This is a genomic window from Pseudomonas sp. EB271-G4-1 (assembly GCF_058791355.1).
Window position 1 is genome coordinate 15,071 of the sequence record NZ_JBYTEO010000031.1, and the last position, 23,788, is coordinate 38,858.

At 60.9% G+C, this 23,788-nt stretch carries 17 protein-coding genes and 1 pseudogene; 8 read left to right on the top strand and 10 right to left on the bottom strand.

Translation table 11 applies throughout. The annotated features are described in order from the left end of the window. Positions 1-176: 176 nt before the first annotated feature. The 4 genes and pseudogenes from AC3WWR_RS16905 to AC3WWR_RS16920 form a co-directional block, all read right to left on the bottom strand. A complete protein-coding gene (locus tag AC3WWR_RS16905; protein WP_151142922.1) occupies positions 177-617 on the bottom strand; it encodes a carboxymuconolactone decarboxylase family protein in 441 nt (146 codons plus the stop codon). A 118-nt stretch (positions 618-735) separates the two neighbouring features. Further along, on the bottom strand, positions 736-2,178 hold the full coding sequence (locus AC3WWR_RS16910) for a mechanosensitive ion channel domain-containing protein (RefSeq protein WP_492598894.1): 1,443 nt from the start codon (positions 2,176-2,178) through the stop codon (positions 736-738). Between the two features lie 280 nt (positions 2,179-2,458). Further along, positions 2,459-2,578: pseudogene (locus AC3WWR_RS16915) on the bottom strand (hydrolase); the annotation flags it as partial. After that, a complete protein-coding gene (locus tag AC3WWR_RS16920) occupies positions 2,560-3,426 on the bottom strand; it encodes a pirin family protein (RefSeq protein ID WP_020795682.1) in 867 nt (288 codons plus the stop codon). The pseudogene AC3WWR_RS16915 and the gene AC3WWR_RS16920, both read right to left, overlap by 19 nt. 528 nt (positions 3,427-3,954) lie before the next feature. Between AC3WWR_RS16920 and dkgB the strand changes: the two genes are divergently transcribed. After that, complete coding sequence (dkgB, locus tag AC3WWR_RS16925; protein ID WP_020795685.1) at positions 3,955-4,758, top strand: 2,5-didehydrogluconate reductase DkgB; 804 nt, start codon at positions 3,955-3,957, stop codon at positions 4,756-4,758. On the opposite strand, the gene AC3WWR_RS16930 is transcribed toward dkgB, so the two are convergent. From AC3WWR_RS16930 to AC3WWR_RS16950, 5 genes are all read right to left on the bottom strand, one after another. Further along, positions 4,755-7,991 (bottom strand): transporter substrate-binding domain-containing protein, encoded by a 3,237-nt coding sequence (locus AC3WWR_RS16930; RefSeq protein WP_492598895.1) that lies wholly within the window; start codon positions 7,989-7,991, stop codon positions 4,755-4,757. The two genes, dkgB and AC3WWR_RS16930, sit on opposite strands and share 4 nt — an antisense overlap. Next, complete coding sequence (locus AC3WWR_RS16935) at positions 7,992-8,618, bottom strand: response regulator transcription factor (protein WP_020795687.1); 627 nt, start codon at positions 8,616-8,618, stop codon at positions 7,992-7,994. 111 nt (positions 8,619-8,729) lie between these two features. After that, on the bottom strand, positions 8,730-9,143 hold the full coding sequence (locus AC3WWR_RS16940) for a hypothetical protein (RefSeq protein ID WP_020795688.1): 414 nt from the start codon (positions 9,141-9,143) through the stop codon (positions 8,730-8,732). 148 nt (positions 9,144-9,291) lie between these two features. Continuing rightward, on the bottom strand, positions 9,292-10,626 hold the full coding sequence (locus tag AC3WWR_RS16945; RefSeq protein WP_492598896.1) for a lysine N(6)-hydroxylase/L-ornithine N(5)-oxygenase family protein: 1,335 nt from the start codon (positions 10,624-10,626) through the stop codon (positions 9,292-9,294). A 145-nt stretch (positions 10,627-10,771) separates the two neighbouring features. After that, entirely contained in the window at positions 10,772-11,254 is a 483-nt protein-coding gene (locus tag AC3WWR_RS16950) for a sigma-70 family RNA polymerase sigma factor (protein WP_008056197.1), read from the bottom strand. Positions 11,255-11,673: 419 nt separating this feature from the next. On the opposite strand from AC3WWR_RS16950, the gene AC3WWR_RS16955 reads away from it, so the two are divergent. Genes AC3WWR_RS16955 through AC3WWR_RS16965 form a run of 3 tightly spaced genes read left to right on the top strand, consistent with a single transcriptional unit; the run spans position 11,674 to position 16,222 of the window. Next, positions 11,674-12,846 (top strand): efflux RND transporter periplasmic adaptor subunit, encoded by a 1,173-nt coding sequence (locus tag AC3WWR_RS16955; RefSeq protein ID WP_083349532.1) that lies wholly within the window; start codon positions 11,674-11,676, stop codon positions 12,844-12,846. Further along, a complete protein-coding gene (locus AC3WWR_RS16960) occupies positions 12,847-14,820 on the top strand; it encodes a MacB family efflux pump subunit (RefSeq protein ID WP_083349533.1) in 1,974 nt (657 codons plus the stop codon). It abuts the gene before it with no gap. A 7-nt stretch (positions 14,821-14,827) separates the two neighbouring features. Then, on the top strand, positions 14,828-16,222 hold the full coding sequence (locus tag AC3WWR_RS16965) for an efflux transporter outer membrane subunit (RefSeq protein WP_492598897.1): 1,395 nt from the start codon (positions 14,828-14,830) through the stop codon (positions 16,220-16,222). Between the two features lie 111 nt (positions 16,223-16,333). Here the strand turns inward: AC3WWR_RS16965 and pvdP are convergent, their stop codons facing one another. After that, positions 16,334-17,953, bottom strand: a complete 1,620-nt coding sequence (gene pvdP, locus AC3WWR_RS16970; RefSeq protein WP_492598898.1) for a pyoverdine maturation tyrosinase PvdP — start codon at positions 17,951-17,953, stop codon at positions 16,334-16,336. Positions 17,954-18,179: 226 nt separating this feature from the next. Here pvdP and pvdM point away from each other — a divergent pair, with 226 nt between their 5' ends. The 4 genes from pvdM (at position 18,180) to AC3WWR_RS16990 (ending at position 23,716) form a co-directional block, all read left to right on the top strand. Next, positions 18,180-19,529 (top strand): pyoverdine-tailoring dipeptidase-like protein PvdM, encoded by a 1,350-nt coding sequence (pvdM, locus tag AC3WWR_RS16975; protein ID WP_033044704.1) that lies wholly within the window; start codon positions 18,180-18,182, stop codon positions 19,527-19,529. A 29-nt stretch (positions 19,530-19,558) separates the two neighbouring features. Further along, complete coding sequence (gene pvdN / locus AC3WWR_RS16980; RefSeq protein ID WP_492598899.1) at positions 19,559-20,851, top strand: pyoverdine-tailoring periplasmic protein PvdN; 1,293 nt, start codon at positions 19,559-19,561, stop codon at positions 20,849-20,851. A gap of 142 nt (positions 20,852-20,993) precedes the next feature. Beyond that, on the top strand, positions 20,994-21,857 hold the full coding sequence (gene pvdO / locus AC3WWR_RS16985) for a dihydropyoverdine dehydrogenase (protein WP_492598900.1): 864 nt from the start codon (positions 20,994-20,996) through the stop codon (positions 21,855-21,857). Positions 21,858-22,066: 209 nt separating this feature from the next. Continuing rightward, positions 22,067-23,716, top strand: a complete 1,650-nt coding sequence (locus AC3WWR_RS16990; protein ID WP_492598901.1) for a cyclic peptide export ABC transporter — start codon at positions 22,067-22,069, stop codon at positions 23,714-23,716. The last annotated feature ends 72 nt before the right edge of the window (positions 23,717-23,788 follow it).

Sequence of the window (23,788 nt, forward strand, 5' to 3'; positions counted from 1 at the left end):
AAAGTGAATGAAGACTATCAAGCGAGATAGTCACTACCACGCCAGAACAATCAACGGATCGCACAAAAACGCCTCCAATAAAGGAGGCGTTTGCAATAGGTAACCGACAGCATCATTTCCCTCGCCCAGTCTGCTTTTCATTACCTGAGCGATTCAATGACGCAGGGGTAAAAAAATCAGGCCTGAGGCGTCTTGCGAAAGCCCACCGCCAAGCGGTTCCAGCTGTTGATGGTGTTGATTGCAACGGTCAGGTCGACCATTTCCTTGGGGGTGAATTGGGCGGCGACCACTTCGTAGTCTTCATCCGGCGCATGGGTCAGGCTGAGCTGGGTCAGCGATTCGGTCCAGAGCAGTGCGGCGCGTTCGCGCTCGGTGAAGAAGGGTGCTTCGCGCCAGGCCGTCACGGCGAACAGGCGACGCGGGGTTTCGCCGGCCTTGATCGCGTCGGCGGTATGCATGTCGATGCAGAAGGCGCAGCCGTTGATTTGCGAAGAGCGCAGCTTGACCAGTTCGATCAGGGACTTTTCCAGCGGCAGTTTGGAAACGGCGGATTCCAGGGCGATCATGGCTTTGAGGGCGTCAGGGGAAGCGGTGTAGAAATCGATACGCGGTTGCATGGCATGCTCCTGGGCAAGTGGGTGTGGCACTAAGTTAGCTCTACCGCCTGCGTGTACAAATAGCCAATCGGGCAGAAGTCGAGGAGGCCAATGGCCCGCTAAACGCGCCATGCTCCCGTCACACCCGACTGCGCAACCATTGCAAGAACCCTTTCTTCGGCACCACGAGGGGGACATCCGCGATCAGCGACTTGGCCTTGTTCAGACGGAAATCCAGCAAGGTTTTCATCGCATCGTTGATGTCCTGGCGGGCATCCAGGCAGGGCTTGAGGTACTGTTTTTCGATGCGATAGAGCGTACACGGGGTTTTCGCGGTGAACTGGGCGGGTAGCGCGCTATCGGTCAAGATACCGGCCTCGCCGATCACCTCCCCTGGCCCCATGCGTCCGGATTCGATGGGCGTGCCGTGACGGTTCAGCGTAACGGAAACCACCCCGGACTCGATGATGAACAAGTGATCGCTGACCTCCCCCGCCTCCAGTATCGTCTCGCCCGTGCGGAACGATTGCAGGGACATGTTCTGGCTGAAGGTTTCCTTCTCATCGTGGCGCAGGCTGGAAAACAGCGGCGAGCTGTCGAGCAGCGCCCGTGGGCGTGTGAGGTCGTTCGACGGGTTGGCTTCGACGCTCGACAGCAGGTGAATCCCCGATGCCCGCAAATGCCGGTACGCCAGATCGAACAGTTGATTACGTACCGAGCGCTTCTCGCTCATCGAGGCGACAAACCCGCTGATTTCGTATTCGTTGCCGGCAGCACTGGAGCTTTTGAGCGCTACTTTGCCACCGGGTGAAGTCAATAAGGTTCGGCAACCCTGCACCGCTCGCTCAAGGGCATCGATCACGATTTGCGGACGGACATGGGGGCTGACCTGCAGGCTGATCGACAGACCGAACATATCGCTGGGACGGCTGAAGTTGGTGATCTTGGCCTTGGCCGCCAACGAGTTGGGAATCACGATCATGCTGCCTTGGGAAGTCTGCAAGCGCGTGGCCCGCCAATCGATATCGATGACCCGGCCTTCGGTGCCGTCGATGGCGATCCAGTCATCCAGTTGATACGGCTTGGTGGTGTTCAGCACGATCCCGGAGAACACGTCGCTGAGGGTGCTTTGCAAGGCCAGGCCGACGATGATCGCCAAGGCACCGGAGGTAGCCAGTACACCTTTGACCGGCAGATTGAGCACGTAGGCCAGGGCTGCGATGACCGCGACCAGGAAAATCACCGCACCCAGCAAGTCCTGCAGCAATCGCCCGGTGTGTCCCACCCGTTGCATCATTCCCGCACCGATCAGCACGGTCAGGGTGCGCGCAGCGAACAGCCACCAGCCGATCTGCAAACCGGTGGCGGCCAGGTGCAACGGCACGTTGTCGTCCCAGGGCGCGGGTTCCAGCGGGTTCATGCCTTCGTTGAACAGTACCAGGCTGAACAGTGAGAAAATCACCACCCGCACCAGCAGTTTCACGTTGTGGCCACGGGTACCGATCAAGCGCCACAACACCAGATCGGTCAGGATCAGGAGCAAGGCGCAAACCAGCGGGTGTTCGGTCAGTAACGACAGCATCAAGCAGCTCCGGCACGGGTGATTAACGCAAATATCGCACACATTGTAGGAGCTGCCGCAGGCTGCGATCTTTTGATCTTCGGCGAATTGCAAATCATGCAAAATCAAGATCAAAAGATCGCAGCCTGCGGCAGCTCCTACAGGGGGCGATATGTCCGGGTTACTTGGTCAGGGTGCTGTAGCCCGATGTCGTTGCGCCGGTCGCGGTACAGCTCACAGGCCAGGCCGAACGGGTCCGCGTGTGTTATCGATGCCGAAAAAGTCGGCGTGGGTATCCCGGTTAGCGCTGCGAATCCAGCGCTTCATGTTCGTTCGCCACTTGTTGAGCCTTGAGGTAGCTCTCGATCAACAATTGTAGATCTGGAGTGGTTGCCCGAGGCATCAACCGTGCATCTGGCCGAAACGACCGGACTGAAAGTCGGCGAACGCCTGGTGGATTTCCTGCTCGGTGTTCATAACGAACGGACCGTGGCCGACGATCGGCTCGTCGATCGGTTCGCCACTGAGCAGCAGCACTACAGCGTCTTCGCTGGCCTGGAGGGTCAGTTGATCGCCCTTGCGGTCGAACAAGGCCAACTGCCCTTGACGCACCGACTCCACGCCGTTGACCTCAATCGTGCCGCGCAAAACCACCAGTGCGGTGTTGCGTCCTTCATGCAGATCCAGCGTGAGCAACTTGCCGGCATTCAGGCGCAGGTCCCAGACGTCGATTGGGGTAAAGGTGCGCGACGGCCCTTTGTGGCCTTCAAATTCACCGGCGATCAAGCGCAAGCTGCCGGCGTCGTTCGCCAGGGCAATGCTCGGAATGTCGCCATCGAGTATGGTTTGATAACCGGCATCGGCCATTTTGTCCTTGGCCGGCAGGTTGACCCACAACTGCACCATTTCCAGGGTGCCGCCGCTCTTGGCGAAAGCTTCGGAGTGAAACTCTTCATGGAGAATCCCCGAGGCGGCGGTCATCCATTGCACGTCACCGGGGCCGATCTTGCCGCCACTGCCGGTGGAGTCGCGATGTTCCAGTTCGCCCTTGTAGACGATAGTCACGGTTTCGAAACCACGGTGTGGATGCTGACCAACGCCGCGTCGCGCGGTGGTCGGGGTGAATTCAGCTGGGCCGGCGTGATCCAGCAGCAGGAACGGGCTGATGTGCTTGCCCAGGTTGTCGTAGGAAAAGAGCGTGCGAACCGGAAAACCGTCGCCGACCCAATGGGCCCGCGGGCTGGTGTAGATACCGATGATGTTTTTCATGGTGTCTCCTGATGAGGTGCGTGAAGTCATGGGCAGAGCTTAAAACCGTGACCTTTGCTGCGCTAGACTGCAAAAATCAGCTTTAGCGTTCTATCTGGAGAACGATGGTGGAAGACCTCAACACCCTCTACTACTTCACCCAGGTGGTGGAACATCAGGGTTTCGCGTTATCCATGCGATCTTCCCGTCACGCCGTGGCCTGCTGCCGTCGGTGCGGACCTTGATCGACTTTCTTGGCGAAGAGTTCAGCCGCAGCGATATTGCCTGGGCGCTGGTTCCCCTGTAGGAAGCATGCTCGCTATGGACGCCCAAACAACGCGGGCACTCAGATAGCCCGCGTTATCGTTAACGTCCATCGCGACGGTGCGACGATTCGACATGCTCGCTCCTACAGGGGAATGCATTCCAGACCACGTGCCATCGATTTTTGATTTCCAGTAAACATTGCTTTGCCCATCCAGCGGTTTTTCTCACGGATACAGGCGCGGATACTCGCGCCCATTCCCACTGCACCCACTGGAGTCATTCATGTCTATCCCCGCTTTCGGCCTGGGTACGTTTCGCTTGCAAGGCCAGGTGGTCATCGATTCGGTGAGCACCGCCCTGGAACTGGGTTACCGGGTCATCGATACCGCGCAGATCTACGAAAACGAAGCCGAAGTCGGCCAGGCCATCGCTGCCAGCGGCATTGCCCGCGAAGACCTGTTCATCACCAGCAAGATCTGGGTCGCCAATTTCGCCAAGGATCGCCTGATCGACAGCCTACGGGAGAGCCTGCACAAACTGCAGACTGACTATCTGGACTTGACGCTGATCCACTGGCCGTCGCCGCAAGACCAGGTGTCGGTCGAGGAGTTCATGGGTGCCTTGCTCGAAGCCAGGGACCTGGGCCTGACCCGGCAGATCGGTGTCTCCAACTTCACCGTCGACCTGATGAAACAGGCGATAACCGCCGTCGGCGCGCAGAACATCGCCACTAACCAGATCGAATTGCACCCCTACCTGCAAAACCGCCAGGTCGTCGAGTTCGCGCAAAGCCAGGGTATCCAGATCACTTCGTACATGACCCTGGCCTACGGTGAAGTGCTCAAGGATCCGGTGATTATGCAGATCGCCGACCGTCTGCAAGCAACACCGGCACAAGTCACCCTGGCCTGGGCCCTGCAACTGGGTCATGGCGTGATTCCTTCGTCGACCAAACGCGCCAACCTCGCCGGCAACCTCAAGGCCAGCGCGATCACGTTGAGCGATGCCGACATGGCATTGATCGCCAGCCTGGATCGCGGCTATCGACTGACCAGCCCCAAGGGCCTGGCGCCGACCTGGGATTAAGCAGCCGGGTTCAAGCCCCTGCCCTGTTCAAGCGTTTTGTCCAGGCGCGTCATCGCCTGGTGCAACTGATCGACGGCTGCGTCGATCAGTGCGGCATCGCGCTCGGCACAAGCACGCTCCAGTTGTTCGCAACACGCCACCAGAGCCTGTGCCCGGACCATTTGCGCACCACCCCTGATGCGGTGCGCCAGGTCTTTCAAGCCATGGCGATTACCGCTGGCATGTTCTTGCATAAGACGCTCGCGATCTTCGCGGTTGGTCACGGCCAAATCTTGCAGCAGTTGCACGATCAATTCACTGTCGGCGCCGGTGTAGCGTTGCAACCCGGTTAAATCGATTTCGGTGATAGGGGGCGCTTCGGGCACGCCTGCCGATTCGACGGGAAATCTGCAGCTCAACCATGCGCTCAGGTCGACCAATTGAATGGGTTTGAACAGACAATCGTCCATGCCCGCTTCAATGCAACGCATTTTCTCCTCGGGTTGCGCGCTCGCAGTGAAGCCTAGTATCAACGTCGGCGGCCCCACCTGGAAGCGCTCCTCATCGCGGATCGCACCCGCCAGTTCATAACCGCTGACCACCGGCATGTTGCAGTCGGTGACGACCAGATCGCAGACGTGTTTTCGCCATTGTTCGAAGCCTTGCTGGCCATCCTCTGCGAGCAGAACCTGGTGCCCGAGGTAACTCAGTTGCCGCGAAAGCAGCAACCGATTGGCCGGGTAATCGTCCACCACCAGAATTGTCAGTGGCCGGGTCCTTGCCGGCGGTTCGCCCGGCGCCATTTCAGCGGCGGGCAACGTCTCCAATGCCAGCAGTTCAAGGCTGATGTCCAAACGGGTACCGCGCCCCAGGACACTGGCGAGTTGCAATTGCCCGCCCATCATTTCGCACAGCGTGCGGCTGATCACCAGCCCCAGGCCGGATCCCTGTCGGCCTGATACCTGGCGATTCCCGACCTGCACGAACGGACTGAACAAGCGTTGCTGGTCAAAGTCGCTGATACCACTGCCGCTGTCCTCGATACACACATTGACCGCGATACGGTCCGGCAACACGGGCATAACCTGCAACTTCAGGCTGACTTCGCCTTTGTGGGTGAACTTGATGGCATTGCTCAGCAAGTTGGACAGCACCTGCTTGAAACGCGTGGGGTCGATCAACACATCGCGGTCGCTGTGCTCATCCAGCTCGATGCGCCACAGCAGGTTCTTCTGCCGGGCCAGGCCTTCGAAGACCCGACACACCGACACCACCAGCGCGTGCAGATTGGTGCGCTCCGGCATCAGGGACAAATGTCCGGACTCGATTCGGGCAATGTCCAGGATGTCGCCGATCAAGGCCAGCAACTGTTGCCCGGCACTTGACGCCACCTCGATGGCCGCGCGGTCGGTGACGCCCTTGTCGGCGGATTTCAGTGCCAGTTCAAGCATACCGATCAGGGCATTCATCGGCGTGCGGATTTCATGGCTCATGGTCGCCAGGAACGTGGTCTTGGCGCGATTCGCATCGTCGGCGGTGTCCTTGGCCTCCTGCAATCGGGCAAGCCATTGCTGGCGCTGGCGGATCTGCCGGCGCTGCCAGGCAATCCACAACAGGGCAAGGAGAAGCAAGGCGCCCGCGGCAGCGAACGCCTGGAATATGTTCTGTCGATGACGCAGCCAATAGCTCTGCTCCACCATCAGGTCATTGCGCCAGGGCATTATCAGGTCGTCGATTTCTTCGGGAGGGATACTGAGCAAGGCCTTGTCCAGGATCGAATGCAACTCGGTGTCGTCGCGACCGGTCGCCAGGGTACTGCGCGCGGGATCGATGCCCACGGTGCTGGTGACCTGGAGGCGATCACGGTACTGCCGGGATATCAGGTAACGGGCACTGATCAATGAGTTGATGCCACCTTGTGCCTTGCCCTGGGCAACCATTTCCATGGCATCGGCCGACAGCGGCGCATCAACACAACGAATCGACGGGAAGTATTGGCGAATGAACTCGCCAGCGATATTGCCCTGAGTCAGCGCCAGGGTCTTTCCGGCCAGATCATCCAGGGTCCTGGGGCTATCCGGCGCCAGGCGCGTTACCAGCACGGAAGGGCTGGTCAGGAACGGCCGGGTAAACAGCAAGTCTTCCTCACGCCGGGAACTCAGGCCGATGCCGGCCAGCACGTCGACCTGGCCGCTCTTGATCGCCTGCAGCATCTCGGCCACTGAGCGCATGCCCCGGATGTCGAATTGCAAGCCGGTGCGCAGGCTTATTTTCGCCAACACATCGACCCCGATGCCGCGAAACTTGCCTTCACTGTCCATGAACGTTATCGGCGGGATGTTCTCGTTGATCGCCACACTCACGCGCGGGTGACGGTCGAGCCAGCGTTGCTCGGCCACGCTCAATTGCAGCGACTGCGTGCCCGGCATGGACACCCCGCTCGCGCCCCAGCGGCGCAGGATGTTCATTTGTTCATTGGCCGTTATCGCCGTCAGGGCCTTGTTGACAACGCGCAGCAGCGCCGGGTTGTCGCGGGCCATGGCAAAGGCGAAGCGCCCCGGTTCCATGGGCGAGAAGTCAGCCAGCTGGACGTTGTTCAGGTAGTTTTTGCTGATCAGGTAATGGGCGCTGATCGCATCGCCCAGATAGACATCCGCCTGGCCAAAGGCGACTGCGCCGACCGCTGCCAGTGTCGAGGGGAAAAGCTGGACCTGCGCTTCAGGATAGAACTGCTGCACGCTTTGTTCAGGCAAGTAGTGGTAGAGCGTTGCCAGGCGCTTGTCAGCCAGCGTCGGGTCCAGTGCCTGGAGCGAGTCAACTCGGGTCACCAATACCGGCTGATCCACCGCATAGGCGTGGGACATTTGTAATTGGCGGTCCTGGGACTCGTAGCTGTTGGACGTTCCCAGGAGGTCTGCTGCCCCTTGCTTGACGGCTCGAACGGCGTCTTCGCGGGCTGGATAGCGCTGGACTTCGATCTCCACCTGCAGCAGCTGGCGCAGCAGATCGGCATAGTCGGCCGTCACCCCCTCAAGCGTGTGATCGGTGGTGATGTCAAAAGGTGGATAATCCGGCGCTGAAACGGCAAGCACCAAACGGGCTTTCTGCTGCAACCAGCGCGAGTCGGCCACCGATAACGGCAGCACCTGGCCTTCCGCGCTGGAACGGCCCAGCAACGCCAATGTCTGCGGCTGCGCAAAGACACTCGATGCCCCCAGGCAAAGAGCCAACAGCAGGTATCGAATAGCGTTCATTCAGACCAAAGCATGACGCTGGGCAAGTTCACGCAGATGCACCGACGACTTCACGTTGAGCTTTTCAGTCAAGCGGGTTTTGTAGGTGCTCACGGTCTTGTGGCTCACGTGCAGGATTTCGGCGATTTCCTTGTTGCTCGTACCGCGGGCCAGATACTGGAAAATCGATAACTCGCGGTCCGAGAGGCTGTCAATCATGTGCTTTTCACTGCGTAGCACCTGGCTCACGGACACCGAGCTCGAGGGCAATCGGGTGAAAAAGGTGTAGCCGGCCATCACGGCGCGCACGGCTTTGTGCAGATGCTGCAGATCGTTGGTCTTGGGGACGTAGGCCACGGCACCCGCGCGCATGCAACGATCCTGGAAAAACGCTGGCTCCTGGGCGGTGAACACCACCACCCGGCAGTGCATCTCTTCCATCTGGATCCGTGCCAGTACCTCAAGACCGTCGAGCTTCGGGAGTTTGAGGTCCAGCACCAGCAGTTCAGGCTTATGTTCGCGGATCATCGACAAGACTTCGTTACCGCTTGCCGCTTCAAAGATGTGCTGGTATCCCTCCAGCTTGAGTACGATTTTGACTGCACCTCGAATCGCCGGATGATCATCCACAATCAACGCGCGCTTCATGGCAACTCCCTATGCATAAACACAACATTCGGACACTGATGGTCCATGGGTAAGAGACCGCACAGGACACAATAGCTGCACCTGAACTCTTGCACGTATAACTCGATTGAACTACCTGACAGAAATGACAGTCCCGACGAGCGGTCGGGGTCGATCGACGATTGCCATCAAACGCTGGACCGTCGCCAGGTCCGGCAACAAGGCGTGGCTCACCTGCACCTTGTGCCGTTCACAGGCCGCAATGACAGGGAGTTGTGCGCACTGGCCATCGAAGATCAGCGCATGCGCAAGCTGCTCGTTGTCGAGACAGAAATCCAGCAGGTCCAGCTTGCCGTGCGCAAGGCCAGCATTGATGACCAGCAGATCGAATGGCGCGCAGCCATATTCAACCAGGTTCAGAAGCTCCTCGAAGCTTTGCACCGGTGCCACGCGAAAGTAATCGAGCTGGTTGAACAATCGCTCTATTTTCATCCGGTTGAAGTGTTGTTCGTCGGCGATCAGGATGCGTAAGGACTTGCTGGGCAACGTAGCCCCCCCGGGTCAGATTGATGAGGGGGGCAAGGCTACGGAAGACTTACGACGCATTCTGTAGGAAAAGTCCGAAATACCACCCGAAAAGTCTGACGCGAGTCGCGGGTTTGCAACGAAGGCGACCTCACTGCCGCCGAAGATTTCAGCTGGCAGTCGCCAGGAGCAGATCCGCCATCGAGCGATGCCCGCGCTTCTTGCCATGGTCATACAGCGAACCGGCGATCTCGTGCGCACGAATCGGCAGGATCGACAGCAGCGTGTCGCTCAAGCCATGGCTGGCCTGGCAGAAGCCCTGCATATAGATGCCGGCCTTGCAGCGCTCATCCGTGATCAATTTGTAGTTACGATCCACTTCGAAATCACCCAGGTACTGTTCCAGCGGGGCCAGCAGCTTGCGGTGCATCTGCCGCTCGTAACCGGTGGCCAGCACCACGGCATCATAGAGGCGGACCGTGACTTCGCCGGTGGCGTTGTTGCGCACGGCCAGCTCGATGCCACGCTCGGTGGCGCTGGCGCTTTCAATGGTGGTCAGGGTACGGAACGCATGGCGAGCAATGCCCGAGACTTTCTGCCGGTAGAAAATCCCGTAGATGCGTTCGATCAGGTCGATGTCCACCACCGAATAGTTGGTGTTGTGGTATTCGTTGACCAGGCGCTCACGCTCGCTGCTGTCTTGCTGGAACACCAGGTCGGTGAACTCCGGCGAGAACACTTCATTGACGAACGGGCTGTCGTCCGCCGGTTTCAGGGCAGAACCGCGCAAGATCATGTCGACCTGCACCGACGGAAAGCTATCGTTGAGGTCGATGAAGGCTTCCGCCGCGCTCTGCCCGCCACCAATGATTGCAATGCTCATCGGCTGGTTGTTCACGCACGGCTGCGTGGCCATCTGCGCCAGGTACTGCGAATGGTGGAACACGCGATTGTCGCCCTTGAGTGCCTTGAACGCCTCGGGGATTCGCGGCGTGCCGCCCGCGCTGACCACCACCGAACGGGTGGTTCGAACCTGTTGATATCCAGCGCTATCGCGAGAAATCACCCGCAGCGCTTCGACTTGCTGGTTGTGCAGCACCGGTTCGATGGCCAGCACTTCTTCGCCATAACGGCTCTGTTTCTCGAATTGCGCAGCCACCCAGCGCAGGTAGTCGTTGTACTCCATGCGGCAGGGATAGAACGTGCCCAGGTTGATGAAGTCCACCAGGCGATCGTGAGCCTTGAGGTAATTGACGAACGAGTAAGGACTGGTCGGGTTGCGCAGGGTCACCAGGTCCTTGAGGAAGGAGATCTGCAGCTCGCTTTGGGTCGACAGGGTGTTGCCATGCCAGCTGTAGTTGGCTTGCTTGTCAAGAAACAGTACATCCAGCTCGCCCTGGGTCGGCCCGCGTTCTTGCAGGGCGATGGCCAGTGCCAGGTTCGAAGGGCCGAAACCGACGCCGATCAGGTCGTGAACGATGGGCGATGCAATTGCCTGTGTCATTTCCAGTGTCCTCTGGATGTACCCCGAGCGGCGGGGGAGATAAGCCTAAGTGACCTGGCCGGCCTTGAGCAGGACAGCAGGTCGTCTGTTGATTAGGAACGAGGACAGTGAAATAAAATTTAACAAGAACGGATCAACGCGAGGATCAATGCGCATCCCATTGGCGCATCCGCACGCGGCAATGCTTCATGGCGTTGACGATGTGCTTTTCTACCAGAGCCTTGGAGATGCCCAGGTGTTCGGCGATCTGCGGGTGTGACAGGCCTTCGATCTTGCGCAGCAGGAAACTCTCGCGGCACAGACGGGGCAACTCCGCCAGGGCGCGCTGGAGCATGTCCAGGCGCTGGCCGTGATCGAGGCTGCTCAGGGGCGAGGGACTGAAATAGCGCTCTTCGTTGTCGAGCACCTCCAGCGACTCGACCTGGCGCAATGCATTGCGTCTGTGATCGTCGATCACCAGGTTCAATGCCGTGCGATACAGGAATGCCCGGGGCTGCTCGATCGGCGTGTCGCTGGAGCGTTCCAGGACTCGCAGGTAAGCGTCATGCACCACATCTTCAGCCACCTGGCGGTTGCCCAGCTTGGCGTTGAGGAAACACACCAGCTCTCGATAGTAGTTTTCCAACATGACTCCCGTCCGCACGGGTGCGGTTTCTGTCCTTGAAGCAACCTGTCGGCCACAGTGGCACGGTAGTGGCAATTTGAGATGCGTAATTTATAGTAATTCTCATGTAGATTTAAAGTATTGCTTTGTTTTACCTGCCAAATAGCCATGGGCTACAGCTGATCGTTCCCACGCTCCGCGTGGGAATGCCGCCAGGGACGCTCCGCGTTCCGCTGTCGACGCATGGCTCGGATCTTGCGCAAGGGTGACGCGGAGCGTCAGGGGCTGCATTCCCACGCAGAGCATGGGAACGATCAGTCAGGCAAACGACAGTGTTACGCCGCGTGTCCGAGGCTAAATTCCCTGCAGCTGTCCTCGTCTACTAGGACAGCTCCACGTCCCTGCCGGCTCCACGGCAGTGTTCAACTGCTTTGGAACCCTGCATGAAACGTTCCCGTTGTACCCGACGCGCCCTGCTGGTAGCACTCACCCTGATCCCCGTTATCGCCGTTGCGGCCTGGCAGTTCATTCCGCCCGGGCGCGACCGGTTCGCCACCGTGCAGGTGACCCGCGCCGACCTCGAAAGCAGTGTCACGGCCTTGGGTACCCTGCAACCCAGGCGTTACGTGGACGTCGGCGCCCAAGCGTCCGGGCAGATTCAAAAGATCCACGTGGAAGTCGGTGACGTGGTCAAGGAAGGCCAGCTGCTGGTGGAAATCGATCCCTCCACGCAACAGGCCAAACTCGATGCCGGGCGTTTTTCCATCGAAAACCTCAAGGCGCAGCTTCAGGAGCAACGCGCGCAACACGACCTGGCCCAACAGAAATTCCAGCGCCAGCAACACCTCAAGGCCGGCAACGCCACCCGCGAAGAAGACGTGCAGACTGCGCAGGCCGAACTGCGCGCCACCCAGGCGCGCATCGACATGATCCAGGCGCAGATTCGCCAGGCCCAGGCCAGCCTGCGCAGCGATCAGGCCGAGCTCGGATACACCCGGATCTATGCGCCCATGTCCGGCACTGTGGTCGCACTGGATGCCCGCGAAGGCCAGACCCTCAACGCCCAGCAACAGACACCGCTGATTCTGCGCATCGCCAAACTGTCGCCGATGACCGTCTGGGCCGAGGTCTCCGAAGCCGACATCGGCCACGTCAAACCCGGCATGAACGCCTGGTTCACCACCCTGAGCGGCGGCACCCGGCGCTGGAAAAGCACCGTGCGGCAGATCCTGCCCGTACCGCCCAAACCCCTAGACCAAACCAGCCAGGGCGGCGGCAGCCCCGCCAGCTCGAGCAAAAGCGGCAGCGCACGGGTGGTGCTGTACACCGTGCTGCTGGATGTCGATAACGCCGACAACGCGCTGATGGCGGAAATGACCACCCAGGTATTTTTCGTCGCAGGCCAGGCGCAAAACGTCCTGACCGCACCGATCGCCGCGCTGCAGGCCGGCGCGCAATCCGACAGCCAGACCGCGCAAGTGGTGGCCAGCAATGGCCGTATCGAACAACGCAACGTGCGCACCGGTATCAGCGACCGCCTGCGGGTGCAGATCCTCGACGGCCTGCAGGAAGGCGATCACTTGTTGATCGGCCCGGCCGACGGGAGCGGCGGGTAAATGCATACGCCCCTGATCGACCTTTCAGACATCCGCAAAGCCTACGGCGGTGGCGACGCGCCTGAAGTCCATGTGTTGCGCGGCATCGACCTGTCGATCCATGCCGGGGAATTCGTGGCGATCGTCGGCGCCTCCGGCTCCGGCAAGTCGACACTGATGAACATCCTCGGCTGCCTCGACCGTCCGACCTCGGGCGAATACCGCTTCGCCGGAGAAAACGTCGCCGACCTGGACAGCGACGAACTGGCCTGGCTGCGCCGCGAAGCTTTTGGTTTCGTGTTCCAGGGTTATCACCTGATTCCGTCCGGTTCGGCCCAGGAGAACGTCGAGATGCCGGCGATCTACGCTGGCACTCCAGCCGCCGAACGACATGCCCGTGCCGCCGCCCTGCTCAAGCGCCTCGGCCTGGCCACACGCACCGGCAATCGTCCACACCAGCTCTCCGGTGGCCAGCAGCAACGGGTGTCCATTGCCCGCGCCTTGATGAACGGCGGCCATATCATCCTCGCCGACGAACCCACCGGCGCCCTCGACAGTCACAGCGGCAAGGAAGTCATGGCGCTGCTCGACGAGCTGGCGAGCCAGGGCCACGTGGTGATCCTCATTACCCATGATCGCGAAGTGGCGGCGCGGGCCAAGCGCATCATCGAGATCCGCGACGGCCTGATCATCAGTGACAGCGCCCTGGACAATCGCGCCGCGCAAACCCCTGCCAATCCCGGTGCATTGCAAGCAGTGGACCTGCGCAAGCGCCTGACTGAAGGCACGCAAGCCAGCGGTGCCTGGAAAGGCGAGCTGGTCGACGCGGTGCAAGCCGCCTGGCGGGTGATGTGGATCAACAGGTTCCGCACCGCGCTGACCCTGCTGGGGATCATTATCGGCGTGGCGTCGGTGGTGGTGATGCTGGCCGTCGGCGAAGGCAGCAAGCGCCAAGTCATGGCCCAGATGGGCGCGTTCGGTTCCAACATCATTTACCTCAGTGGCGCGTCCCCAAACCCGCGCACGCCGCTGGGTATCGTCACCCTGGACGAAGTCAAGGCGGTGGCGAGCCTGCCCCAGGTGATGCGCATCATGCCGGTCAACGGCCAGGAAGCCGGGGTACGCTTCGGCAACCTCGACCACCTGAGCTACGTTGGCGGCAACGACACCAACTTCCCGGCGATCTTCAACTGGCCAGTGGTGCAAGGTAGCTACTTCACCGAGGCCGATGAACGAAACGCCGCGGCGGTCGCGGTGATCGGCCACAAGGTGCGGACCAAACTGCTCAAGGACGTCGCCAATCCCATCGGCCAGTACATCCTGATCGAAAATGTGCCTTTCCAGGTGGTCGGCGTGCTGGCGGAAAAAGGCGCCAGCTCCGGCGACTCCGACAGCGACGACCGCATCGCCATCCCCTACTCCGCCGCCAGCGTGCGATTGTTCGGCACTTACAACCCGGAATACATCGCGATTGCCGCCGCCGATGCGCGCAAGGTCAAGGAGACGGAACACGCCATCGAGCAATTGATGCTGCGCCTGCACAACGGCAAGAAGGATTTCGAGCTGACCAACAACGCGGCGATGATCCAGGCCGAAGCGCGCACGCAAAACACCCTGTCGCTGATGCTCGGTTCGATTGCCGCGATTTCGCTGCTGGTGGGCGGCATCGGCGTGATGAACATCATGCTCATGACCGTGCGCGAACGGACCCGCGAGATCGGCATCCGCATGGCCACCGGTGCCCGCCAGCGCGACATCCTGCGCCAGTTCCTCACCGAAGCGGTGATGCTTTCGGTGGTCGGTGGCCTGGCCGGGATCGCCCTGGCGCTGATCGTCGGCGGCGTGCTGATCCTCAGCGAAGTCGCCGTCGCGTTCTCCTTGATAGCGGTGTTGGGCGCCTTCGGCTGCGCCCTGGTCACCGGTGTCGTCTTCGGCTTCATGCCGGCCCGCAAAGCTGCCCGACTCGACCCGGTCACGGCCCTTACCAGTGAATGATCTTTCCATGAAGCCGCAACTGAGTGTGTTGACCCTCTGCCTGCTGCTCGGTGCCTGCGGCAGTCCCGCCCAGCGTCCGGACAGCGGCATTACGCCGCCCGCCGCCTGGCAATCACCACACTCCTCGACTGCTACCCGCGACAACCAGCAATGGTGGAACCGCTTTGGCAGCCCGCAACTGGGACGCCTGATCGAACAGGCCCGAGTCGGCAGCTACGACCTGGCCGCCGCCATTGCGCGGGTGCGCCAGGCACAGGCCGAAACGGTGGTCGCCGGTGGTTCGCAGTTACCAGAAGTCCAGGCAGGGGCAAACGCCAACCGCCAGAAATTGCTGCGCGGCAATGGCTACAGCCAACTGGATGCCGACAGCGACAACAGCGCCGTGGACTATTTCAACGCCAACCTGACCGCCACTTACGAAATCGATTTCTGGGGTGGCCAGCGCGCTTCCCGTGACAGTGCGCAATTCGCGTTGCAGGCCAGCGAGTTCGATCAGGCGACGGTGGAGCTGACGTTGCTCAGCGGCGTCGCCAACACCTATGCGCTAACCCTGTCGCTGCAGGAGCAAAGCCGTATTGCCGAGCTCAACCTGGCCAACGCGCAGAACGTGTTGAAACTGGTGCAGACTCGCTTCGATTCCGGCTCCGCGACCGCACTGGAACTGGCTCAGCAGAAAAGCCTGGTGGCCGCGCAACAGCGGCAATTACCGCTGGTACGGCAGCAGGCCATCGACGCGCAGATCAGCCTCGCTACCCTCCTCGGCCGCCCGGTGCAGGAACTGGTGCTGGGCCGGGAGCATTTCGATCAATTGTCCTGGCCCGCCATTGACGCGGGCGTACCCAGCGAATTGCTCAGCCGGCGCCCGGACATCGCCCGGGCCGAAGCGCAACTGGCCGCTGCCCAGGCCGACGTCACCGTCGCCCGCGCCGCAATGTTTCCGACCCTGACCCTGAGCGCGGAAATCGGCTCCGGTGCCGACCGTGCCGGTGACATCCTGCGCAGCCCCTTCTACAACCTCACCGCCGGATTGCTGGCGCCGGTGTTTAACAATGGGCGCCTGGGCGCCGAGCGCGACCAGGCTTTGGGCCGCCAGGAAGAACTGCTGGAAAGCTACCGCGGTGCGATTATCAATGGCTTCGCCGACGTGGAAAAAGCCTTGAACAGCATTCGCGGACTGGACGAACAGCGCCAGTGGCAGAGCGAGGAGCTGAGCCAGGCGCAGACCGCGTTCAACATCGCCCAAAGTCGCTATGAGGCGGGGGCCGAGGATTTGCTGACAGTGCTGGAGACGCAACGCACACTGTATGCGGCGCAGGATTTGAATGTACAACTGAGGCTGTCGCGGATGCAGGCGAGCATTGCTTTGTACAAGGCGCTTGGGGGTGGGTGGCAGGTTTTGTAGTTGATCGTTCCCACGCTCTGCGTGGGAATGCAGCCCGGGACGCTCTGCGTCCCATCCAGAGCCGAACGCGGAGCGTCCGTTGAGGCATTCCCACGCAGAGCGTGGGAACGATCATGTAACGACCGGCTTCACCTTCAAATTCCGCGCATACCAAGGCCGCTGCGGCACCTTCCTGAACAGATCCGCCAGCTTCTTCTCGTCCTCGCCAAAGGTAATCCGCAACGCCAGCTTCATGGTCTCCGGGTCCATCTCCACCGACTTGCCCGCCTGCAACCCCGGCGTGGCGCTGCAACCATGGGTCCCCGGCCCCAGCCACGGGTCGTCGATCTCGACCCAACGCCCTGGCGCGAACCACTGCACGCCATTGACCTCAAGCCGACTCACCTGCCCCGGGTGGAAACGCTCATGGGCGCGGAACCAGTCTTCCAGGCGATCGTCGATCCAGCCGTGGAAGTGCCAGAACACCGGGTTTACATGGGACGAGAACGGATCGCCGAGGAAGTCGTTTTCCGGCGCATACCAGCGCGCGGAAAAGTCCGCTGGATCCCGGGCGAACGGCACTGGCTGGCCGTTGGACGGATCGCGCGGCACCGAGGCCCAGCGCATGTGCAACCAGTCGTGCAGGCCCAACTCGACCTCTGAGCCAAACTGCCCCAGGGTCAACTTCGACAGGTAACGCGGGTCACGGTATTGCGACTCCCAGACCTGGAAATTGCTGTGGTAGGTCTCGGCGGTCTTGATGTCGCTGACCCATTGCGAATACTCGTCATCGTCTTCGGCCAGCCAGGTAGGTGGCAGCGCCGTGCCGTCGTGGTTGTCGAAATAATTGGCGAAGCCGATGCGGTCCCGGGCCAGCTCCGGTTGCGGCAAGGGGAACCGCGTCCATGACGGCAAGTCCTGCATCGAACGTGCGGTGCCGAGCATGTGCCGATGCATGAAGAAGAAATCCACGCCGGAGCCGTTGCGATCCTTGCGTGTGCCACGGGCGTCACGCTCCTTATCCCGCGGCCCGGGCTGCCACCCGATGCCGCGCAAGGCGTCGCGCTTGTCTTCGGGCAAGGTGTGCCATTTATCCCTGGACGCATGCCAGAGCTGGTGGAACAAGCGATGCTCCTGGGACGTCAGCCAGGCCAGCAGCGGTGGATTCAGAGCGGTGCGTTCGCGGGCTTCGGGGAACACCTTCTTGACCGCGACAAAGCGATTGTCCTGGGTCGTCATCATCAAGGGGCGATCCAGATCCAGCACGCGACCACTGAGGCTGCCGCTGCCGGCATTGCCGAAACCGGCCCAGACTTCGTCCAGCGCCATGCTGAACTCGTAGTCACAGCTGCCACGGGCGCTGAGCAAGCGCCAACTCAACTGCGCCGGCTTGACCCCGGCCACATCGCCGAGCACCTGATATCGCGGTGCTTCGCTGGAACGCAAGCGCTCGGCGGTGTCGAGAAAACCAACCAGGCCACGGCCCTTGTGGCCGATGTCGAGAAGCAGCTCCAGCCCGTCCCGTGGCAAGCCTTCAAGCCCGGCATCACGTCCTTCGAAACGTATCTGCCAGACACCACGCAGCGTATCCGCCAGGCGTTGGCCGGCGACATCCGCCACCTCGAACGACGCTTCGCCGGGGGTGATCGTCGGGTCCGGCTTCGTCCATTGGCGATGCCCATAAAAAGCCGCGGGCACAGCCGCGCCGGTCAGCGCCAGGCCTGCCATGAACCATCGTCGAGAAATCGTCATTGCCCTACCTGTGTCAGCCATGAAGCAGGCTTTATCCAAGCTAGAACGTTTGTTCCCTTCCAAAATTTATGGTGCAGCCAAAAGATCGCAGCCTGCGGCAGCTCCTACATGAAATGCCTGCCCCTGTAGGAGCTGCCGCAGGCTGCGATCTTTTCAGGAGCACCTAAATTCCTTGGTCGATCACTCGTTCCTCCCAGATAGCAAAGGCTCCCTGACTGAGACGGCAATGACAAAACCACGTTCGAAAAAGGCTCTTTTCATCGGCCTGCCGCTGGCCCTGGCGATCTGCGCGGGCGCAGGCTTTGCGGCCTGGGATTACGGGCTCAAGGACAATCACGGTTACCCGGTCAAAGTGATGAAGCAGGCCGAAGAACTGCATGAGCGCCTTCTCTCGTTCGACAGCCACATCACCGTACCCATGGACTTCGGTACCGCCGGCAATGAAGCCGACAAGGACGGCAGCGGCCAGTTCGACCTCGTCAAGAGCGGACGCGGACGCCTGTCCGGTGCGGCCCTGACAATTTTCGGCTGGCCGGAAATCTGGAACGGTCCCAACGCGCCGCATCGCCCCACCGCCGGCTTCGTCGAAGAGGCACGCTTCGAACAGGAAACCCGCTACAAGATCATCAGCGCCCTGGTGCGCGACTTCCCCAACCAGGCCGCCATCGCCTACACCCCTGACGATTTCCGGCGCCTGCATGGCGAAGGCAAGTTCGCGATCTTCATGAGCATGCTCAACGCCTACCCACTGGGCAACGACCTCAATGCCCTGGATAAATGGGCGGCACGGGGCATGCGCATGTTCGGCTTCAGTTATGTGGGTAACAACGCCTGGGCCGATTCATCCAGGCCGCTGCCATTCTTCAACGATTCCCGGGACGCCCTCGGCGGTCTCTCGGACATCGGCAAGCAGGCCGTGCAGCGCCTCAACGACCTCGGCGTGATCATCGATGTGTCGCAGATGTCGACCAAGGCCCTGGAGCAAGTGGCCCGGTTGAGCCGCACGCCGATGGTGGCCTCGCACTCCGCCCCGCGCGCCCTGGTAGACATCCCGCGCAACCTCAGCGACCACGAAATGCAGTTGATCAAGGACAGCGGCGGCGTGGTGCAGATCGTCGGCTTCCCGACCTACATCCGCCCACTGAGCCAGGCCACCCAGGACAAGCTCAACGCCCTGCGTGCGCGTTTCGACCTGCAACCCCTGCAAGGCCTGGAGATGGCGTTGATGCCGGGCGACCCGATCATCACCGTGTGGTCGGAACAACGGTTCGGCGAATACGCCAGCCAGCTCTACGCGATTGTCGACGAAGAACCCAAGGCCACCCTCAAGGACTACGGCGACGCGATTGACTACGCGGTGAAGAAAATCGGCATCGATCACGTCGGCATCAGTTCCGACTTCAACGATGGCGGCGGCCTGGACGGCTGGAAAGACGTCAGCGAGGCGCGCAACGTGACAGCCGAGCTGATCAGCCGCGGCTACAGCGAAGCCGATATCGCCAAACTCTGGGGCGGCAATTTCCTGCGGGTCTGGGACCAGGTCGAAAAAGCCTCCCGGCCCGTCGCCAAAAACTGATGCCACTTTTGCCAAGCGAACCCGAAGCCATGACCAACCGTCGCTCCTTCCTCAAGCAGGCCGGCATTCTCGCCGCCGGCCTGCCCCTGGCTGCTTCCGTGTACCCGCCAGCCCTGGCCGGCGATCTACAACAGCAGCCACCGCCTTTGCCCAAGGGCAAATGGGCGCAGTTGCGCCAGCTGTTCAATCAGGACCCGAACTACCTGCATTTCGCCAATTTCCTCATCACCTCGCACCCAACGCCGGTGCGCAACGCGATCGACATGCACCGCGCCAACATCGACCGCAACCCTGGCCGGGCCATGGACTGGGACCTGCAGGAAACCGAGAAACGCGAGCACAATGTGCGGGTCTGGGCCGGACGCTACCTCAATGCCAAACCCGAGCAGATCGCGCTGACCGGCAGCACCACTGAAGGCCTGGCGATGATCTATGGCGGGATTCATGTAAGGCCGGATCAGGAAATCCTGGTCAGCGAACATGAACACTATTCCACGAATTACACGCTGGAATTTCGTCAGCAACGCCAAGGCACGAACGTGCGCAAGCTCAAGCTGTTCGAGAGCAGCCGCGACATTTCCGTGGACGAAGTGCTGGGTTCGATCGCCCAAGGCATCCGCCCACAAACCCGCGTGCTGGGCATGACCTGGGTGCAATCGGGCAGCGGTGTGAAACTGCCGATCGGCGAAATCGGCAAGCTGGTCGAAGAGCACAACCGCAAGCGCGACGAAAAGGACCGCATCCTGTATGTGGTCGACGGCGTGCACGGCTTTGGCGTCGAGGACCTCGACTTTCCCGACATGTACTGCGACTTCTTTATCGCCGGTACGCACAAATGGATGTTCGGCCCCCGTGGCACCGGGATCATTTGTGCCCGCTCCGCCGAGGTCCGGGACGTCACGCCGATCATTCCGACCTTCAGCGAATCCACCGATTTCGCGACCATCATGACCCCCGGCGGCTATCACAGTTTCGAACATCGCTGGGCCGTGGACGAAGCGTTCAAGCTGCACCTGGATTTGGGCAAGGCCGAGGTCCAGGCGCGCATTCATGAACTCAACAGCTATGCCAAGGATCGCCTGCTGGAACAGCCGCGGATCGAACTGGTCACGCCAAGGAGCCCGCAACTGTCCGCCGGTTTCACCTTCTTCCGGATCAAGGACCAGGACTGCGAAAAGGTCGCCAGCGGGCTGATGCAGAACCGCGTGGTCTGCGACTCGGTGGACCGTGACGCTGGCCCGGTGATCCGCATCGCTCCCGGCCTGCTCAACAGTGAACACGAAATCGACCGGTTCACGGCCCTACTGAACAAAACCGCCTGAAACCACCATTCACTGTAGGAGCGAGCATGCTCGCGATGGTCGCCAGAACACTGCGGATATTCAGACACCCCGCGTTATCGTTGACGTCCATCGCGAGCATGCTCGCTCCTACAGGGTTCGCTCTTCTTTATCGAGATAGAAAATGACCCGTCACATGTTAGCCCTCGCCCTAACCGCCCTCATCGCCGGCCTGCTCCCCTGCGCCGCACAGGCCGCCACCCCACCGCCAGCGGGCAAGGTATTCAAGGACTGCAAGAACTGCCCGGAAATGGTCGTGCTGCCCGCCGGCACCTTTACCATGGGCACGCCCGATGACGAAGTCGGCCGCGAGCCCGATGAGGGTCCGATGCATGAGGTGACCTTCGCCAAACCCTTCGCCATGAGCCGCTTCCAGATCACCGCCGGTGAATGGGACAGCTATATCAAGGAAAGCGGCGTGACCATCGCCAACGGCGATACCCGGCCAGGTCGCGAGTGCATCGCCAGCAAGCCGCGCTACCCGCAGGGCCCGCGTCAGCCGGCGGTGTGCATGAACTTCGACGACGTGAAGAACTACGTCGCCTGGCTGTCGAAGAAAACCGGACAGCGATACAGCATGGTCAGCGAGGCCCAGCGTGAATACGCCGCACGCGGCGGCACCCAAGGCCCGTTCCCCTTTCCGTTCGATGAAGGCAAGGGATACAGCATCGCCAAACACGCCAACACCTACGGCCCGGCGGACGGCTACAGCTACAGCTCGCCGGTGGGCAGCTACCCACCGAACGCCTTCGGTATGTACGACATGCACGGCAACGTCTATGAGTGGGTCGAAGATTGCGAACACCCGAACTACGTCGACGCCCCCACCGATGGCAGCGCCTGGCTGGAACCCAACTGCGAAGCCGTGCACATCCGCGGCAACGACTGGGGGGAAGCCCCGGTGTTCTCCCGCTCCGGAAACCGCAACAGCCAATACCCTCAGGAACGCGGGGACTGGATAGGCTTTCGCGTAGTGCGCAATCTCTGACCCCCCCTACCATCCACTGTAGGAGCTGCCGCAGGCTGCGATCTTTTGACTTTGATTTTTTTAAAAACAAGATCAAAAGATCGCAGCCTGCGGCAGCTCCTACAGGGATTTACGTGTAGTTCCCCGCCACCAGTCACCCCCCTCTAAATTAACCCCTCGACCAGACGTTCTACTGGGTATCTGCCTTCCGACCCAAGGAACCGTCTTCCATGACCCAGCCTACCCGAGGCGCCATCGGCGAATTGTTCGCCCTGCTCAAACCCTTTCGATTCATCGTCGCTGCTTCCATATTCCTGGGCATGGTCGGCGGCCTGAGCGTCACGGTATTGCTGGCGACCATCAACAATGCCCTGCACTCGGACAGCGGTCTGACCCAGGGCGTGGTCGCGCTGTTCGCCGGCCTGTGCCTGCTGGCGCTGGCCAGTTCGATCTGCTCCGACATCGGCACCAACTATGTCGGCCAGCACATCATCGCCAAGCTGCGCAAACAGCTGGGCGAGAAGGTGCTGTCGGCGCCGATCGAACAGATCGAGCGTTACCGCAGCCATCGCCTGATCCCGGTGCTGACCCACGACGTCGACACCATCAGCGACTTCGCCTTCGCCTTCGCGCCGCTGGCGATTTCCCTGACCGTGACCCTGGGATGCATGGGCTACCTGGCGATCCTGTCGTGGCCGATGTTCCTGATCATGGTGGCCGCGATCTTGATCGGCAGCGCGATCCAGGCCTACGCCCAGAGCAAGGGTGTGCAAGGCTTCATGGCCGCCCGCGACGCTGAAGACGAGCTGCAAAAGCACTACAACGCCATTGCCGAAGGCGCCAAGGAACTGCGCATCCACCGCCCTCGCCGCCAGCGCATGTTCAGCTCGGGCATCAAGGGCACCGCCGAATTCATCTGCAACACCCAGGTGCGTTCGATCAACACCTTCGTCATCGCCAAGACTTTCGGCTCGATGCTGTTCTTTGTGGTCATCGGCCTGGCCCTGGCCCTGCAAGCGTTCTGGCCGAGCGCCGACAAGACCGTCATGAGCGGCTTCGTGCTGGTGCTGCTGTACATGAAAGGCCCGCTGGAGCATTTGATCGGCACCCTGCCGATCGTCAGCCGTGCGCAGATTGCCTTTCGCCGCATCGCTGAACTTTCCGAACAGTTTTCCACCCCGGAACCGCACCTGCTGCTCAGCGACCAAGGCAAGGTCAAACAGGCCGTGCACGAACTGCAACTGACGGACGTGCGCTACGCCTTCCCGTCGGTCGAGGGTGCTGCGCCCTTCCAATTGGGCCCGGTCAACCTGTCGATCAAGCAGGGCGACATCACCTTCATCGTCGGCGAGAACGGCTGTGGCAAGACCACCCTGATCAAATTGCTGCTAGGCCTGTACATGCCGCAACAGGGACAGATTCGTGTCAACAGCGAGGCCATCGACGCGCACAATCGCGATGACTACCGGCAGTTGTTCACCACCATCTTTGCCGACTATTACCTGTTCGATGACGTGGTACAGGGCGATACGCAGATTCCCGAAGACGCCAACAAATACCTGCAGCGCCTGGAGATCGCGCACAAGGTCAGCGTCAAGGACGGCAACTTCACCACCACCGACCTGTCCACCGGCCAGCGCAAGCGCCTGGCGCTGGTCAATGCCTGGCTGGAAGAGCGGCCGGTGCTGGTGTTCGACGAGTGGGCGGCCGACCAGGACCCGACCTTCCGGCGGATTTTCTACACCGAGCTGCTGCCGGACCTCAAGCGCCTGGGCAAGACCATCATCGTGATCTCCCACGATGACCGTTATTTCGATGTAGCGGACCAACTGGTGCGCATGGAAAGCGGCCGGGTCGTCACCGAGCTGGTGCCTGCCTGAACCCCAATGACATTTCTTTCACATTTCTTTTCCGGTTTCGCAATCGCATCTCGTCTTAATAATCATTCCTAT

Coding starts and splice junctions, on each gene's coding strand:
- AC3WWR_RS16905 (WP_151142922.1), bottom strand. CDS start 617: ATGCAACCGCGTATCGATTTCTACACCGCTTCCCCTGACGCCCTCAAA.
- AC3WWR_RS16910 (WP_492598894.1), bottom strand. CDS start 2,178: ATGCTGTCGTTACTGACCGAACACCCGCTGGTTTGCGCCTTGCTCCTG.
- AC3WWR_RS16920 (WP_020795682.1), bottom strand. CDS start 3,426: ATGAAAAACATCATCGGTATCTACACCAGCCCGCGGGCCCATTGGGTC.
- dkgB (WP_020795685.1), top strand. CDS start 3,955: ATGTCTATCCCCGCTTTCGGCCTGGGTACGTTTCGCTTGCAAGGCCAG.
- AC3WWR_RS16930 (WP_492598895.1), bottom strand. CDS start 7,991: ATGAACGCTATTCGATACCTGCTGTTGGCTCTTTGCCTGGGGGCATCG.
- AC3WWR_RS16935 (WP_020795687.1), bottom strand. CDS start 8,618: ATGAAGCGCGCGTTGATTGTGGATGATCATCCGGCGATTCGAGGTGCA.
- AC3WWR_RS16945 (WP_492598896.1), bottom strand. CDS start 10,626: ATGACACAGGCAATTGCATCGCCCATCGTTCACGACCTGATCGGCGTC.
- AC3WWR_RS16950 (WP_008056197.1), bottom strand. CDS start 11,254: ATGTTGGAAAACTACTATCGAGAGCTGGTGTGTTTCCTCAACGCCAAG.
- AC3WWR_RS16955 (WP_083349532.1), top strand. CDS start 11,674: ATGAAACGTTCCCGTTGTACCCGACGCGCCCTGCTGGTAGCACTCACC.
- AC3WWR_RS16960 (WP_083349533.1), top strand. CDS start 12,847: ATGCATACGCCCCTGATCGACCTTTCAGACATCCGCAAAGCCTACGGC.
- AC3WWR_RS16965 (WP_492598897.1), top strand. CDS start 14,828: ATGAAGCCGCAACTGAGTGTGTTGACCCTCTGCCTGCTGCTCGGTGCC.
- pvdP (WP_492598898.1), bottom strand. CDS start 17,953: ATGACGATTTCTCGACGATGGTTCATGGCAGGCCTGGCGCTGACCGGC.
- pvdM (WP_033044704.1), top strand. CDS start 18,180: ATGACAAAACCACGTTCGAAAAAGGCTCTTTTCATCGGCCTGCCGCTG.
- pvdN (WP_492598899.1), top strand. CDS start 19,559: ATGACCAACCGTCGCTCCTTCCTCAAGCAGGCCGGCATTCTCGCCGCC.
- pvdO (WP_492598900.1), top strand. CDS start 20,994: ATGACCCGTCACATGTTAGCCCTCGCCCTAACCGCCCTCATCGCCGGC.
- AC3WWR_RS16990 (WP_492598901.1), top strand. CDS start 22,067: ATGACCCAGCCTACCCGAGGCGCCATCGGCGAATTGTTCGCCCTGCTC.